This window comes from Paenibacillus sp. FSL H7-0331, from assembly GCF_001956045.1.
Genome location: NZ_MRTH01000010.1, coordinates 73,853 through 88,534, shown reverse-complemented (window position 1 = coordinate 88,534; position 14,682 = coordinate 73,853). Strand labels below are relative to the sequence as shown.

The following is a 14,682-nucleotide window of genomic DNA, read 5'->3' as shown; positions in this document are numbered from 1 at the left end:
TGTTACAATGGAAATTCGCTACGCAACGAATCCAACGGAAACAAAAACGTATGATACGGCAAGACTAAGAAGTGAGTTTTTGATCGAAGAGCTGTTTACTCCAGGCAAGCTGAATATGGTATACAGCCATGTGGACCGTTTTATTACGGGTGGAGCGATTCCGGTATCCGAGTCTATTAAGCTCGAAGCGGACAAGCATGACATGGGTGCTGAATATTTCTTGGAACGTCGTGAAATCGGTATCATTAATGTGGGTCCTAAAGGCTCGGTCATTGTCGATGGTACAGAGTATGAATTGGACAATAAGGATGGCCTGTACATAGGTCTTGGCAACAAGGAAGTTATTTTTAAAAGCGCGGATTCCGCAAATCCGGCACGTTTCTACTTTAATTCAACGCCTGCACATAAAAATTACCCAACCGAGAAAATCGAAATCACCAAAGCTGAGCCTGCGCATCTGGGTTCTATTACTTCCTCCAATGAGCGTACGATTTACAAGTATATTCATTTGAATGGTGTACAGAGCTGTCAATTGGTAATGGGTATGACGTTGTTGAAGCCGGGCAATATGTGGAATACTATGCCTTGTCACACGCATAACCGTCGCTCGGAAGTGTATTTGTATTTTGATATGCCGGAAGATGGTCTCGTATTCCATATGATGGGCGAGCCTACTGAAACTCGTCATCTTGTTGTTCGCAACGAGCAGGCGATTATTTCCCCAAGCTGGTCGATCCATTCCGGAGTCGGCACGAATAACTATACGTTTATTTGGGCGATGGCTGGTGAAAATCAAGAGTTCAGCGATATGGATATGGTAGCTCCACAGGATTTGAGATAAGTCCTCTATTCAAAATTTCTGAATCATAACTGTACAATCCAAAGTCCGCAGGCATTATGCCTTGCGGACTTTTTGAGTTAGGGAATCCAAACGTTGGATTTTGGCTAAGACTGCTTCCGATGATGAGGGCAATAAGCTTTCATAAGCGCCGCGGTTTCGGTATCAAGCTCCAGATTTCTTTCAACGAGTCCAGCGGTGATTTGTTCTAATCGGTCCTCTTGCATATTCTGCCCGAATTTAAACTTGGCTGACATCTCGGAAATCACGATACGTACAACGGAAGTCGCTTTAAGCTGAGGGATGTAATCGGTATCCAGCGGATCAATCTGCTCATAGCCACCTTCGCTTTGCAGCTTCTGCATAAATGCGCTTAGCGCTGCTGCCTTCTGCTGCAGATCACTGACCAGCTCCGCATGTCCCTTGATCAGTACAGATTTAAAAAACGCAGTAGCCGGGCAAGCAAGCTTGGTGTCTGACCAGTAAGAAGGAATAATCGCATATTCCTTGGCAACGGAGAAGGTGACTCGTGTATCTGATTTGAGGTTTTTCATTTTTTGTCCAGCATGGCTGCCGTGGAAATACAGACAGCCCTCATAATAGACGAAATTTAAAGGAGTCAACTGCGGCCAGCCATCCTCACCATTCGAGCCTAACACGCCAAAGCTTACCTCCTGCAAAAATTGCAGCGTTTCCTCTTGATCCATCACTTCAAATTCTTTTCTTCTCATAGGGATGACCTCCTTGATTGGTTTGATTATGAGCTTAACGTACTTATTGACAAATAATAAGCTCCAATTTAGAGTTAAATGACTGTACCAATATGGTTTCTCTAATTAAATCAAGAGGAGTCCTCGGCATGCACTTTCAAATTCCGTTTCATCTATACCGTTCCAAGTACCCTACCAAGCTGCTGGCTTTGTATCATTCATTAAGAGATTCAATCCTGGATGGAGTTCTGACTTACGAAACACGGCTTCCTTCGAGCCGGGAATTGGCAGCATTGTACGGATTGTCCAGAGGAACAGTCAACGTCGTTTACGATATGCTGAATTCAGAGGGTTACGTGCGAAGCGAGATAGGACGCGGGACCTTCGTTTCGATCCATTATGAACCGAAGTCCACTCCTGAGCGGCAGAGTCAAGTTTACGTACTGTCGGATTGGGGAAAACGGCTTATGTCGCAACCAACAGGGGATGTTTCGTATGACTTACCTGCAGTTGCTGTGAAGCGAGTTGATTTTCATTGGTTTGCACCGGATATCGGATTATTTCCACAAGAAGAATGGAACCGGCATCTTCATGCTGCGGCCAAGGAATTAACTGGACAAGGAGTTATTCCACGTGGTGAACTGCAGGGAGACTATGAATTACGGAACAGCATCGCACAATATTTACGTAGGGCCCGGGGGATCGATAGTCATCCATCGCAAATTGTCATATTCAACGGTTCGATGCAGGCTATCGCGCTGACGGTTCAACTGTTGGTTAATCCCGGAGATCCTGTTATCGTAGAAAATCCGGGCTATATGGGAATTCGGCGAGCTGTGCATACAGCAGGAGGTATTACCAAGCCGATCTCTATGGACGGACAAGGAATTATTCCAGATGATTGGGAAGCCAAGCTGTTGTTTGTTACACCAAGCCGTCAGTTTCCTACAGGCGTTGTATTAAGCATGGAACGGAGACAGCAGCTTTTAAAATGGGCTTATGAGCAGGATGCGATTATTATCGAAGATGATTACGACAGCGAATTCCGTCACCGTGGCAAGTCATTGGAGCCTCTGAAGGTATTGGATCGGGAGGATCGTGTCATCTACATCGGCAGCTTTAGTAAAACGCTCTTGAGCGGCATTCGAATCGGTTATGCAGTTATGCCTGCTTCTTTGGTGGAACCGATAAGCAAGGCGAAGGCCTTATTTGAACCACGGCCTACCGGCTTACTGGAGCAGCGGACACTTGCAGCTTTTATGGGGAGTGGCAGCTACGAACGTCACCTGCGTAGAATGAAGCGTGCTTACAGTCGCAAGTTCGAATGCCTGCAAAAATGGCTGTATATGCTGCTGTCCGGTCAATTCGCCTGGGTGGAGGGTGACGCAGGTCTGCATATTTTTGGATGGTGGCGCGGCAATGAACCGACCTATCTCGAGTTTCGTGAGCAATGTGCTCAAGCGGGTATCCGCTGGTCAGAGGTTGGTGTACCTGTTCAGTCGACAGAAGCAGAAGCAGATAAAGTCAGGTATGGAGCATATTTTAATTTCCCGCATTTGTCAGAGGCAGATATCGAGTATGCGATCAAGAGGATGGAAGAGGTATGGAAGTCGATACAAACTGAATAGCTCGGAGTAAGGGCAATGCCCACTACCCCAAGCCAGGTAACTTTTATGAATGTTCTACTGAACAAGGCTGATTGCGAGTAACCTGCGTAGACTTGTCGGTTTATGATTTGCGTTTAACGAAGCCCAGTATTTGTCCCATCTTGACTTTACTGCCGACCTGAAGGTCGGTGCGGCTTTCAAAGGTATCGGTTTCCATCAGAAGCACGACTGTGGAACCAAATTGAAAATAAGCGAGCTCATCACCACGTCCGGGTCGCTGCGGCAATGGAGAGACGTATTGAATGCTGCTGACATTCATCGCTCCAACCTTGACGACGGCAATTTCTCCGTCCTCATGCTGCATATACGTAATCAGTCTTTCATTGCGGCTTAATACTCGGCGCATTTGACGGAGACCAAACTCATTAACGGGATATACTTTGCCGGGAATGTGTTCTTTTTCAATAATATCACCCTCAATAGGGGTGTGAATTCTGTGGTAATCGGTTGGGCTGAGATAAAGCACAAAGTAAAAGCCATTCTTATAGCTGACCGCACGCGGCGAGAAATTAAGCATTTCATCGATCGTGTAATCTTGTCCCTTGACATTAAGAATTAATCCTTCGCTGATCGGTCCCATACCGGTAATGGCTGCATCCACCGGACTGACTACGATATGTGGAGACATATCAATCGGACGAAGGCCATTTTTTAATCTACGTGTGAAAAAGTCATTTAAAGACACATACTCGTTCCATGGCTTCTCTGCATCCTCCAACCGGATACCATAAATGCCGGCAAAGCGCGGGATCAGCTTGCGGCTTACTCTGGATTGAGCAAATGCTCCCGTTACCCGGGATATCGCTTTACGTGAATAGAGCTCTGTCAGTAAGCGAAAAAAAGATTTCATCATGAATGCAATTCACCTATTTCTTGTCGATTGGATACTAACGAATATCTTGACACATAACCTGCTGCAACGCAAGAAAAAAGAAGCTTTTTCTGAGGATGGCCGGAGGTTCCGGTATGGATAAAAATAGGTTGCGCGCCACCGAATAGTTGGTACAATAAGCAGGAGGATCATTCATTTAGCCCATTTTATTCAAGAGGAGCTGTTCCATTTGCCTAATGTAGATATGCCCTTATCCCAGCTTCAGGATTATAAGCCTGAGCTTACGAACGAGGCTGATTTTGACTTGTTTTGGGATAACGCCAAAGCGCTTTCAAATCAAAAGCCTCTTCATGCACAAGTAAGTCTCGTGCAAGATCATCCATTGAAATCGATTTCGATATATGATGTAGTTTTTGATGGAGCGGATGGCACACCGATTCATGGTTGGTACGTAACTCCGAAGGGTGAACATCAACCCGGTTCACTGCCTGTCTTGGTCAAATATCATGGTTATTCGGGCAATCGCGGTTATCCGAACGAACTGCTGCAATGGGCTTCGATGGGAATGGCGGCTTTGGCGATTGACGTAAGAGGTCAGGGTGGCTTAACACCAGATAGGGCCGAATATCCCCAGGGAGGTATTCCAGGTTGGATGACCTTGGGCATACTGGATCCGGCTTCTTACTATTATAAGCAGGTGTATCTGGATTGTATTCGTGCTCTTGATTTCGTATGTTCACGCGAAGAAGTGGATGCCAGCCGAATTGTAGTATATGGGGGTAGTCAAGGTGGTGGGTTGGCACTCGCCACAGCGGGACTGGATTCTCGTCCGAAGCTGGCGTTGCCTGTATTTCCTTTCCTAAGCCACTTCCGCCGTTCTGTAGAGATTCATGCTTCTGGACCCTATGTGGAAATCAAGAACTGGTTCCGTCGGTATGATCCCGAGCATCGACAGGAAGAACAGGTGTATAGAACGCTCAGCTATTTCGATGGTATGAATATGGCAAGCCGGATCAAGGCCAGAACCTTAATGGCGATAACCTTGCAGGATATCACATGCCCGCCTTCGACCTGCTTTGCTGCTTACAACCACTTGGCTGGTCCAAAGGAAGTTCGACTGTACCATGATTACGGACATGAGGGATTGCCTTTCCATGAAGAGGCAATGATGCGTTTCATAGAAGCTTATCTGTAAGTAAAATCAGTGAAATCACAGAGCCGTTCACTTCCGATTTGGAGGTAAACGGCTTTTAATATCCGGTAGTCTCAAATTATACACATTTTCGACAAATTAATTCTAAAGTATTGTTTATATTTCTTTTTTATTAAGAAAAGCAGATTATAATGTTGTGAAGTAGGTCTTACTACATATAAAATAGGAGTGAAAAATGATGAAAAAAGTATTAAAGTTTCTAACGGTTTCCATTATGCTTTGGGCTTGTTTGCTTGGTATGTCTTCACTGGCATTTGCTGATGCAGCAATGGATTTTGAGATCACATCGGTAGCTTATGAGAACGGTGTCTTGACCGCAGTAGGTAAGTTTAAGAACACAGGGGACAAAAGCATTGCAGATGTAACGAAAGTAGACGTTAAGATCATCCTCCACAACGATGCTGGTGATTCCAAAGAAGTAGCTAATCACTACTTTACAGACTTAAAGCTGAATATCAAACCAGGTGAAGCAGCTGAGTACACTCTGACTTTCTCTGATGTACCTGAGTACACAGATGCAACTTCATGGACGGCTGAAGAAGGCGAATGGGAATTTACATACTTTGATGATGCACCAGCAGCAGCACCGGCAGAAGAAGCGGCAGCTCCTGCACCAGCGGCTGATACAGCACCGGCAGCGCTTGATTTCTCAGTACTTTCAGTGTTCTATGAAGATGGTAGTTTGAAAGCGTCCGGTGTTTTCACAAACACTGGCGGTAAAAACATTGATGTTGTGCAAAAAGTAAGTGTGAAAATTATTCTTCATAATGATGCTGGCGATTCCAAAGAAGTAGCTAACCAATACTTTACTGATCTGCCTGTTCACTTGAAACCGGTAGAAATGAAAGAATACACACTGATTTTCACAGGCGTACCTGAATATACAGACGCAACTTCATGGACGGCTGAAGAAGGCGAATGGGAATACACCTACTTTGAATAAGCGTTTTTCGTAAAAAGTTGTACAGTGGACAAGCCTGAATGCGGGCTTGTCTTATTTTTTTGTCGTTGACATTTTGATCAAACCTGATAATATGAAGGTTGTCACTAGGGGAGCCATTTGGGCTGAGACTGAATCCATAGATTCTAAACCCTCTGAACCTGATCTGGATGAAACCAGCGTAGGGAAGTGGAGAGCACTCGAAGCGTGTAATGGATTCATACATGCAGACCACTTCCGATATGGGAGTGGTCTTTTTGGCACTCACTTATCGGTTCAAACAGCCCCCATAATCGAAGGAGTGGGTATTATATGTCCAAAGGTTTAAAATTGACCGATATTCTGGTCACGGTCGTCATCTCTGTTGTCTTTGCGATCATTTACCGTCTGTGGGGAGATGTGTCCAATGTGGTGAAGCTCGCAGGCTTCCAGTTGGATCAGTTGATGTACGGCGTATGGTTTATGGCGGCTGTTGTTGCCTTTCTGATCATTCGTAAGCCGGGTGTAGCACTGCTTGCAGAAATTGCTGCAGCTTCCGGTGAGCTGATCGCAGGCTCTCAGTACGGAGTTGAAGCGTTAACCTATGGGATCGCCCAAGGACTTGGAGCGGAATTAATATTTCTACTGTTTGCTTATCGCCGTTTTTCGATCACAGCTGCTTGCTTGGCTGGTGTAGCTTCGGCTATTGCATCGCTTGTGTTTGATGCTTTCAAAGGCTATTTGCTTGACCTTGAATCCTGGAATTTGATTTTGTACTTTGTATTCCGGATTATCGGGTCCATCTTCTTTACCGGACTTTGCTCGTACGGTCTTGTTAAGGCACTGGAGGCAACGGGTGTTACCCAACTGGTCCGTCCAGCCAGCCAGGCTGACTTCGATGCGCTGGAGCGTAAGCAATGATGGACGTATGTGCCTCGGTCAAGGGCTTACGCTTGAAATTTGCAGGAAGCCCTTCCCTGCAGTTCGAGGATCTTTCTGTTGAATTGTATACAGGGCAGAAGGTGCTGCTGCTGGGACCAAGCGGATGCGGCAAGTCAACCTTGCTGCAGGTGCTGACTGGCTTAATTCCGCAGGCTATCGAGATTCCGATGAAATGTGATGCTATTGAGATTCCCTCCTCCTGGGGGTATGTGTTTCAAGATCCCGATACGCAGTTTTGTATGCCCTTTGTAGATGAAGAGATGGCTTTTGTACTGGAGAACTTGGGAGTGCCGCGGGCAGAAATGCCGCAGCTTATCGAGAGTGGACTTCGCGAGGTGGGGCTGAATTTTGAACAAAATCACGTAGCGATTGGCTCCATGTCGCAAGGGATGAAGCAGCGGTTGGCCATAGCGTCTGTACTGGCTTTAAAGCCGGAGGTATTGTTTCTGGATGAGCCCACCTCACTGCTTGATCCAGAAGGAACCCGAGAAGTATGGGATACGATCAAAGCGGTCGGGCAGGACAAAACGATCATCATTGTCGAGCATAAAATTGATGAGATCATCGATTTTGTTGATCGTGTCATCTTGTTTAATAAGTATGGAGAGATATTGGCCGATGGTACTCCAACAATGATTTTTGCCGATTATCGAGTGGAGCTTCAGGAATATGGCATATGGTATCCTGGAGTATGGGAGCACTATTCGGATGAGCCACTGTTTAAAGAAATTGCAAGTAGACGAAGCAATGAACTGAGCAGTAAGACGGCGTCCGCTGCTATGGCTGATACAGAGACGCTAGCCCTGCATAACTTCAATGGTTGTCAAGGACGTCGGGTGACCAAGATCGCAGTCGCTGAGCTAAGCTTGACAGTCGGGGAATGGATTGCCGTTGTCGGTCATAATGGCGCAGGCAAAAGCACGCTGCTGCAGGCCATGATGCAATTGATCCCGACAAGCGGCAGTTACAGGCTGCTGGGTCAGCAGGTACGGGGCTTTAAAGATGTTGTAGAGACAGCTGCTTATGTATTCCAAAACCCGGAAATGCAATTCGTGACCAATTCGGTGATCGATGAAGCGTCATTTGGTTTTAAGCTTGATGGACAAGCTGATTTCACAAGTAGAGCTGAAGCATTACTAGCTGAGTTTGATCTGTATGGTCAAAGAGCTCTTCATCCTTACCAGCTCTCACTTGGCCAAAAACGCAGGCTCAGTGTTGCCACTGCCATGTTCAAGGATCAGAAGCTGCTGCTTCTGGATGAACCGACCTTTGGGCAGGATGCTGCCAATACCTTCGCCATATTAGAGAAGCTGGAGGCATGGCGGCAAAAGGGAACGTCGATCATTATGGTCACCCACGATTTGGATATTGTCCGTTATTTTGCGACGCGTGTGTGGGTCGTGGATCATGGGAAGCTGACAGCAGATCTTAGCCCTGCAGACTATCTGAATTCAATTGCTGATAAGGATGATCGCTTGTATAAAGGGGCTGGCGATGAGGTTGAGCTTGTCGGAGAGGGCAGCTTGTAAGCGAAGGTTTATAAAGCTTGCTGTGTCCAGTGAAGGTTGATAAGGAAGTGGAATATTGTGCATCATACTTTGGATTTCAAGGAAACCTGGCTGCACCGTGTCAATCCCGGATTGAAGCTGCTGTTGTCGATTGCCATGTTTTTTGTAGTGCTGCTGACCGACAATATTAACGTATTGATTAATGTTACGGCTGTTCAATTGGTGCTGCTGCTCTGCTGTACGGGTCACCCCATACGCAGGCTGCTGCTGCTATGTCTCCCATTTGGTCTGCTGTTTGTCTCCTCATCGATGTCGATGATGATGTTCGGTAAAGGAGACGCAATGTGGCTGCAATGGGGACTTATACGTGTGACCGAGGAAAGCTTTTTTCGTGGGGTGCATATCGGTTTAAAAACCGTCAACATGGCACTGAGTGGCTTGCTGTTTGCGTTAACGACCCGACCGGTTGCCTTGTTTTATTCGCTGATGCAGCAGTGCAAGCTACCGGCCAAATATGCTTACAGCTTTATGGCGGCGCTGCGCCTCCTGCCGATGATGATCGGTGAGTTTCAAACGCTGCAGATGGCTATGAAGGTTCGTGGCGTGAAGCGGCGCATGGGCTTGCGTGGTATATACGATACACTGAAGGTGTATGCCATTCCCATGCTGGCACAAAGTATTCGCCGTGCACAGCGGATTGCAGTAGCGATGGAGGCGAAGCGATTCTCGACCGTACGTCAGCGTACTTATTATTACCGTATCGGCTTTTCCGTCGCCGACTTGGGTTTGGTTCTCTATTTGGCGGTGATGCTGGGCGCTGCTTGGTATACCGGTCAGCACGCTCCTTATTTTCATATCGGTGATGTCAGATATCAAGTGAACGGATAATAAAGTTCGAGGATCAAGAAAACCAACACAAGGGGGCAATATCCATGAAGTTTAGTGATCAATTGCGTCAAGCTGTCGATGTAAGCTGGCAGGCCAGTTTTGAGCATCCTTTTGTACAAGGAATTGCCAATGGCACACTGCCGTTGTCCTGCTTCCGTCATTACTTACTGAACGATGCGTATTATTTATCTCAATTTGCTCGGGTTCAGGCGCTTGGTGCGGCCAAGGCAGACAGCTTGTATGACTCCAACAGGATGGCTGCCCATGTGCAGAGCACGTATAATGCCGAATTGTCGCTGCATGAGGACTTTGCGAAGCAGTTGGGTATTTCCGATGAGGAACGAGCAGCCTTTGAACCGTCACCAACGGCTTATGCTTATACATCTCATATGCTGCGTGCGGCTTATTCCGGACATTTAGGTGATATTGTAGCGGCGATCCTGCCGTGTTACTGGTTGTATCATGAAATTGGCGAGCGTCTACAGGCTTATAAGCCCGAGGAGCCGATCTATTCGCAGTGGATCAGCACCTATGGGGGCGAAGCTTTTGGTGAGCTGGTTCAGGAGCAAATTGATCGGTTAGATAAAATTGCCGAGCAGGTTACAGATGCAGACCGTGAGCGAATGAAACGGCATTTTGTGATTAGCAGCCATTATGAATATAACTTTTGGGAGATGGCTTATACACAAGAAATCTGGCCCACCTATGGTGCGTAGAAACAAATGCCAATTGTGTAAAAATTCGCTATCATCAATAAGCTCAATAACAAGCTGTGAATGAAGCAGGGAAACCTGCGTCATTTACAGCTTTTTTATGTCTCTGACTATACCTGCCATTTTTGTAATAAGCAGATCACTTCATGGGGATACTAAATTTTATATGATCTGTTTGATTATGGCAGGATTACAGCTATGACGAGAGGATATTCACATCATGTCGTTATTTAAATGGCTTATCAAAAAACAAATTAGAAGTGGCAAAAAGCAGCATTATAAGGAAGCTCCTCCTAATAATCAGGCTCTAACCGACTCTGAGATTTCCATAATCAATGCCGGAAACTTCAAGAATCGGCTGAACTGGATCCGTCAGCAATTAAGCAACTGTTCCGATGTGGTTTATCATACATTCATTGCCGGTCCTGATCAAGAGTGCGCATTGATCTATTTGAGAGGCATGATTGACCAGAAAACGATTCAAGAAGAAGTCTTGGCTCGTATCTTATCCCTCCAGACTCAAGATGCAAACCAATTCCGCAATCAGATCTTCAATCTGAAGCAGTTGTCTGTCACCGACCTTACAGAGCTGACTACCTTGCAAGAGGGTGTGACGGCTGTTCTAAATGGACATGCTTTGCTGCTTGTTGAGGGTGAGCCGAGATTGCTCGAATTCCCATTCACTTCTTATCAGACCCGATCAATTGTAGAGGCACCTAATGAAGCGGTCTTAAGGGGGCCGCGAGAAGCATTTATAGAAAACCTGGAAGTCAATTTAACCCTGATCCGAAGACGACTGAAAACGCCTGATTTTAAGACGGAAATGCTGCTGGTCGGTACAAAGACACAAACCAAAGTGATTATCGCTTATGTTCAGGGAGTTTGCAAGCAAGAGCTAATAGATGAAGTGAATAAACGAGTATCACAAATTGAAATCGATGGTGTTCTGGCCGACAGCTATCTGGAGGATTTTATTGAAGATTTCCCCTTTTCGCCTTTCCCGCAGTTGCAGTATTCCGAGCGTCCCGATACGGTTACGGCTTCCTTATTGGAAGGAAGGGTGGCTATTATGGTGGATGGCTCACCAATCGTTCTACTTGCGCCTACCACTTTGTTCATGCTGATGCAATCCGCGGAGGACTATTATCAGAGGTATATTGCAGCCACGTGGATACGCTGGATTCGTTATATCTTTCTCATGGCATCACTACTATTGCCTTCCATTTATATCGCAGTTACCACGTTCCATCCGGAGATGATTCCGGCAAAGCTGCTGATCACGGTAACGTCATCTAGGGAGGTTGTACCCTTTCCAGCTCTCATAGAGGCCATCATGATGGAGATTTCCTTCGAAGCATTACGGGAGGCGGCGGTTCGAATCCCCAAATCGATCGGTCAAGCGATATCCGTTATCGGAGCCCTCATTATTGGCACTGCAGCCGTTCAAGCGGGGATTGTATCGGCAGCGATGGTTATTATTGTTTCGCTGACAGGCATTGCCTCCTTTATTATTCCACACTTCGATCTTGGTTTGGCCTTTCGGTTGCTGCGTTTTCCAATCATGATTTTAGCGGGGATCTTTGGTTTATTCGGGATTTCCTGCGGGATGATTCTTATCTATCTTCATCTCATCAATTTGCGTTCGTTCGGAACGCCTTATCTGTCTCCCTTTGCCCCTTTGATGATAAGTGATCTGAAGGACACCTTCTTAAGGGTACCCTGGTGGTTGATGAACAAACGTCCGTCCATATCGGGAGCCAACCGTACGAGACAGCAAGCTGATTCCCGTAAATGGGCGCAAGAACAGGAGGGGAATGGGGATTGAAAACAATATTTGTTTTATTGTCCCTGCTTTTACTTACAGGCTGCTGGTCATCCGTCGAATTAAATGATCGTGCTTTTGTAAGAATGATGGTTTTGGATAAAACCAAATCCGGCATAGAATTATCTCTCGACTTTACATTGCCGAATCGGTTGATTCCTGGATCAGCAGGAGGAGGATCGGGGGAGCAAACCGGTAAGCCGTACACGTACATTAATGAAACTGGCATTGATATCAGTGAAGCTTTTCGAAAAATGCAATCAGATATGTCACGTAAAATCAGCTTCGGACAAACACGTGTTGTGGTGGTCGGCAGAGAATTGGCAGAGGCGGGAATCCAACCTATTCTGGATTTTATTGCTCGTGAACCCGCGATGCATATTAATGCCTACCTGTTTGTAGCACCCGGAAGAGCCCGAGAAATTGAATCCATCGCGGCCATATTCCAAAGATTCCCTTCGGACATCTTAACGGCATACGGGGAAACCCACGTGGTCCTGGATACGACTATAAAAGATTTTCTTGCGGCGAACTACAACGGGGGAGATATGGTTGTGCCTATGCTCAGATTTGGAACGAAAAAAATTGCAAGCGAAAAGCAAAAAGAACAAAAATGGATGGGTACCGCTGGGGCGGCTATTTTTAAGCAGGGGAAAATGGTAAGTACGTTAAATAAAAGTGAAATGCGGGGGGGACTATGGATCCTTGGAAAACTGAAGAATGCGGAAATTTCACTTCCTTCGCCGACCGATGGTAAAAATATAAGCTTTATCGTACAAAGGGCAAATACACGAATAAGTCCACGAATCAAAGAAGATCAGATCGAAATACAACTCCAAAGTAATGCTGAAGCTGAAGTGCTCGCTTCGAGCTCGAATATTAATTTAAAGGATTTAAAACAATTAGAGAAACTCGAACAAAGTCTCAATCTGGTAGTCAAGAAGCGAATAATAAGTACGATTGCGAAGACAAGAGCGGTAAGCTCAGATGCCTTCCAACTTGGAAATTACATAGATTGGCATTATCCGACGAAGTGGAAAAGCATCAAGCCTAATTGGCGGGATGTCTATAGCAGCGAGATGAGGTTAAACGTACAAACGGATGTTACGATCACACGTCTGGGTACTTTTCAGCATGCTATCATGGAATCGGAGGCAGAGTAATGATTATTATCGGCATCTTGTTTGGCACTATTGCTTGCTTTGAATGGCGCTATATGGCGTTAAAAAAACGCAAAAAGCGGACTATTCAATGCGTACTGGGTACCGCAGCTCTCCTATTTATCGCATTAGAAGCCATATTTTATTTTAGAGAACAATGGACGGTTGGTGACGTCATTCAAACGGTATTTGCACCCATCGAAAAAATCATTCTCATGCAGGAATGAAAGGGAGGATCTCAACATTGGAACGGGTATCCCAATCGCAGATTTATATGCTGTTCTCCCATTTTCTGTTTACTACGACACTGGGTTTCTTTGCGAGCACCCTAGTGAAACATGGCCGTTATACGGCCTGGTTGTCCTTACTTCTAGGTTCAGCTATAGGGATTGTGATTACTTATTTCGCCTATAAGCTGGCCATTAAAAGGCCAACTCAGTTTTTGGGGAGTTACGGCAAGGAAATTTTGGGTAAATGGCTGCACTATCCACTGATCATCATGATGATATTTTCGTTCATGTTTGCCGCAGCGTCGGTTTTGCGGCAGTTACAGGATTTTATGATAGAAGTTTATTTGCCCGCTACACCGGGATGGGCTGTTTCTGCCATGTTCGGGATATGCCTTGCCTATGCGGTTCGTTCCGGAGTCGGAACGATTTTTCGCAGCTCACAGGGGATTTTTTTCTTAAGCGTGGCTGGAGTACTGATTGTTCCTTTTTTTGTGCACAAGGAAATCAATTATCATATGGCCATAGCGATGTTCAATCATTTTGAAATGAAAGGTATTTGGAACGGCACCTATATGGTCACAGCACTGTATGCTGAAATGACGTTTATCACCTTCCTCTTCCCGTATTTCACCAGTCAAAACAAGACAATGAGATCGTTGATATGGGCTGTAATTACGTCGGTAATTATTGTACTGACGAATCTGATTTCGATAATATTGGTTTTTGGTCCCGACTTAACGGCTAACCTGCAGTATCCACAGCTTGAACTGATACGCTACATCCGGGCCGCAGCCACTCTTGAAAATTTGGATCCTGTACTTATCGCAATCTGGTTATCAAGTTTGTTTATCAAGATCAGTTTGTTTTTATATATAGCTATTATCTGTGTAACGCATACCTTCTCGTTAAAGGACCACAAGCCTTTCTCATTATTCATGACGGTTATCGTGGTTGGTTTATCTTTATATATGGTCAGGTCAAAACCAGAATTCGACGAACTGTATAGACACGGAGAATTCACGTTTCTTTTGTTAGTAGATTTGATTCCCATTGTGTATTTTGTGGTGGATCAGATCCGTTCTTCTCGTGTGAAGCAGGGATAGATCGATAAATGTTTGTTCTATAAACATAAAAAAAGCTAAGTCCAAGGGCAGCGCCTCGGACTTAGCTTTTTTGCTATGCTCTCTACTTCTCCTACAGAGGAGTCAGGTGAATATAAGCGAAGCGGCCGTGGTGTTCT

Annotated in this window: 14 protein-coding genes and 1 riboswitch; of the genes, 12 read left to right on the top strand and 2 right to left on the bottom strand. The window is 45.6% G+C overall.

What is annotated here, in order from left to right; translation table 11 throughout:
- Positions 1-7: 7 nt before the first annotated feature.
- A complete protein-coding gene (kduI, locus tag BK127_RS16470; RefSeq protein WP_076232093.1) occupies positions 8-841 on the top strand; it encodes a 5-dehydro-4-deoxy-D-glucuronate isomerase in 834 nt (277 codons plus the stop codon).
- 104 nt (positions 842-945) lie between these two features.
- Here the strand turns inward: kduI and BK127_RS16465 are convergent, their stop codons facing one another.
- Complete coding sequence (locus tag BK127_RS16465; RefSeq protein WP_076232091.1) at positions 946-1,569, bottom strand: pyridoxamine 5'-phosphate oxidase family protein; 624 nt, start codon at positions 1,567-1,569, stop codon at positions 946-948.
- A gap of 128 nt (positions 1,570-1,697) precedes the next feature.
- On the opposite strand from BK127_RS16465, the gene pdxR reads away from it, so the two are divergent.
- On the top strand, positions 1,698-3,176 hold the full coding sequence (gene pdxR, locus BK127_RS16460) for a MocR-like pyridoxine biosynthesis transcription factor PdxR (protein ID WP_076232089.1): 1,479 nt from the start codon (positions 1,698-1,700) through the stop codon (positions 3,174-3,176).
- 100 nt (positions 3,177-3,276) lie between these two features.
- On the opposite strand, the gene asd is transcribed toward pdxR, so the two are convergent.
- On the bottom strand, positions 3,277-4,068 hold the full coding sequence (asd, locus tag BK127_RS16455) for an archaetidylserine decarboxylase (RefSeq protein ID WP_076232087.1): 792 nt from the start codon (positions 4,066-4,068) through the stop codon (positions 3,277-3,279).
- A gap of 208 nt (positions 4,069-4,276) precedes the next feature.
- Here asd and BK127_RS16450 point away from each other — a divergent pair, with 208 nt between their 5' ends.
- The 10 genes from BK127_RS16450 (at position 4,277) to BK127_RS16395 (ending at position 14,545) form a co-directional block, all read left to right on the top strand.
- Positions 4,277-5,242: an acetylxylan esterase gene (locus BK127_RS16450; RefSeq protein WP_083689363.1), complete on the top strand. Its 966-nt coding sequence runs from the start codon at positions 4,277-4,279 to the stop codon at positions 5,240-5,242.
- 196 nt (positions 5,243-5,438) lie between these two features.
- Entirely contained in the window at positions 5,439-6,203 is a 765-nt protein-coding gene (locus BK127_RS16445) for a hypothetical protein (RefSeq protein WP_076232085.1), read from the top strand.
- 96 nt (positions 6,204-6,299) lie between these two features.
- Positions 6,300-6,405: riboswitch (TPP riboswitch) on the top strand.
- Between the two features lie 107 nt (positions 6,406-6,512).
- On the top strand, positions 6,513-7,100 hold the full coding sequence (locus tag BK127_RS16440; RefSeq protein WP_076232082.1) for an ECF transporter S component: 588 nt from the start codon (positions 6,513-6,515) through the stop codon (positions 7,098-7,100).
- The gene (locus BK127_RS42450) at positions 7,100-8,650 is read left to right on the top strand and encodes an ABC transporter ATP-binding protein (protein WP_083689382.1); all 1,551 of its coding nucleotides are present in this window, start codon (positions 7,100-7,102) and stop codon (positions 8,648-8,650) included. Before BK127_RS16440 ends, BK127_RS42450 begins: the two co-directional genes overlap by 1 nt.
- Before the next feature lie 57 nt (positions 8,651-8,707).
- Positions 8,708-9,517: an energy-coupling factor transporter transmembrane component T family protein gene (locus BK127_RS16420; RefSeq protein ID WP_076232080.1), complete on the top strand. Its 810-nt coding sequence runs from the start codon at positions 8,708-8,710 to the stop codon at positions 9,515-9,517.
- Between the two features lie 44 nt (positions 9,518-9,561).
- Positions 9,562-10,233 carry a thiaminase II gene (tenA, locus tag BK127_RS16415; RefSeq protein WP_076232078.1) on the top strand — a complete coding sequence of 224 codons (672 nt, stop codon included), beginning with the start codon at positions 9,562-9,564 and terminating at the stop codon, positions 10,231-10,233.
- Positions 10,234-10,450: 217 nt separating this feature from the next.
- Positions 10,451-12,055, top strand: a complete 1,605-nt coding sequence (locus BK127_RS16410) for a spore germination protein (protein ID WP_076232076.1) — start codon at positions 10,451-10,453, stop codon at positions 12,053-12,055.
- Positions 12,052-13,215, top strand: a complete 1,164-nt coding sequence (locus BK127_RS16405; protein ID WP_179097510.1) for a Ger(x)C family spore germination protein — start codon at positions 12,052-12,054, stop codon at positions 13,213-13,215. The genes BK127_RS16410 and BK127_RS16405 overlap by 4 nt, the downstream gene beginning before the upstream one ends.
- Positions 13,215-13,439, top strand: a complete 225-nt coding sequence (locus tag BK127_RS16400) for a hypothetical protein (protein ID WP_076232071.1) — start codon at positions 13,215-13,217, stop codon at positions 13,437-13,439. Before BK127_RS16405 ends, BK127_RS16400 begins: the two co-directional genes overlap by 1 nt.
- 17 nt (positions 13,440-13,456) lie before the next feature.
- Complete coding sequence (locus BK127_RS16395) at positions 13,457-14,545, top strand: GerAB/ArcD/ProY family transporter (protein ID WP_076232068.1); 1,089 nt, start codon at positions 13,457-13,459, stop codon at positions 14,543-14,545.
- Positions 14,546-14,682 lie beyond the last annotated feature (137 nt).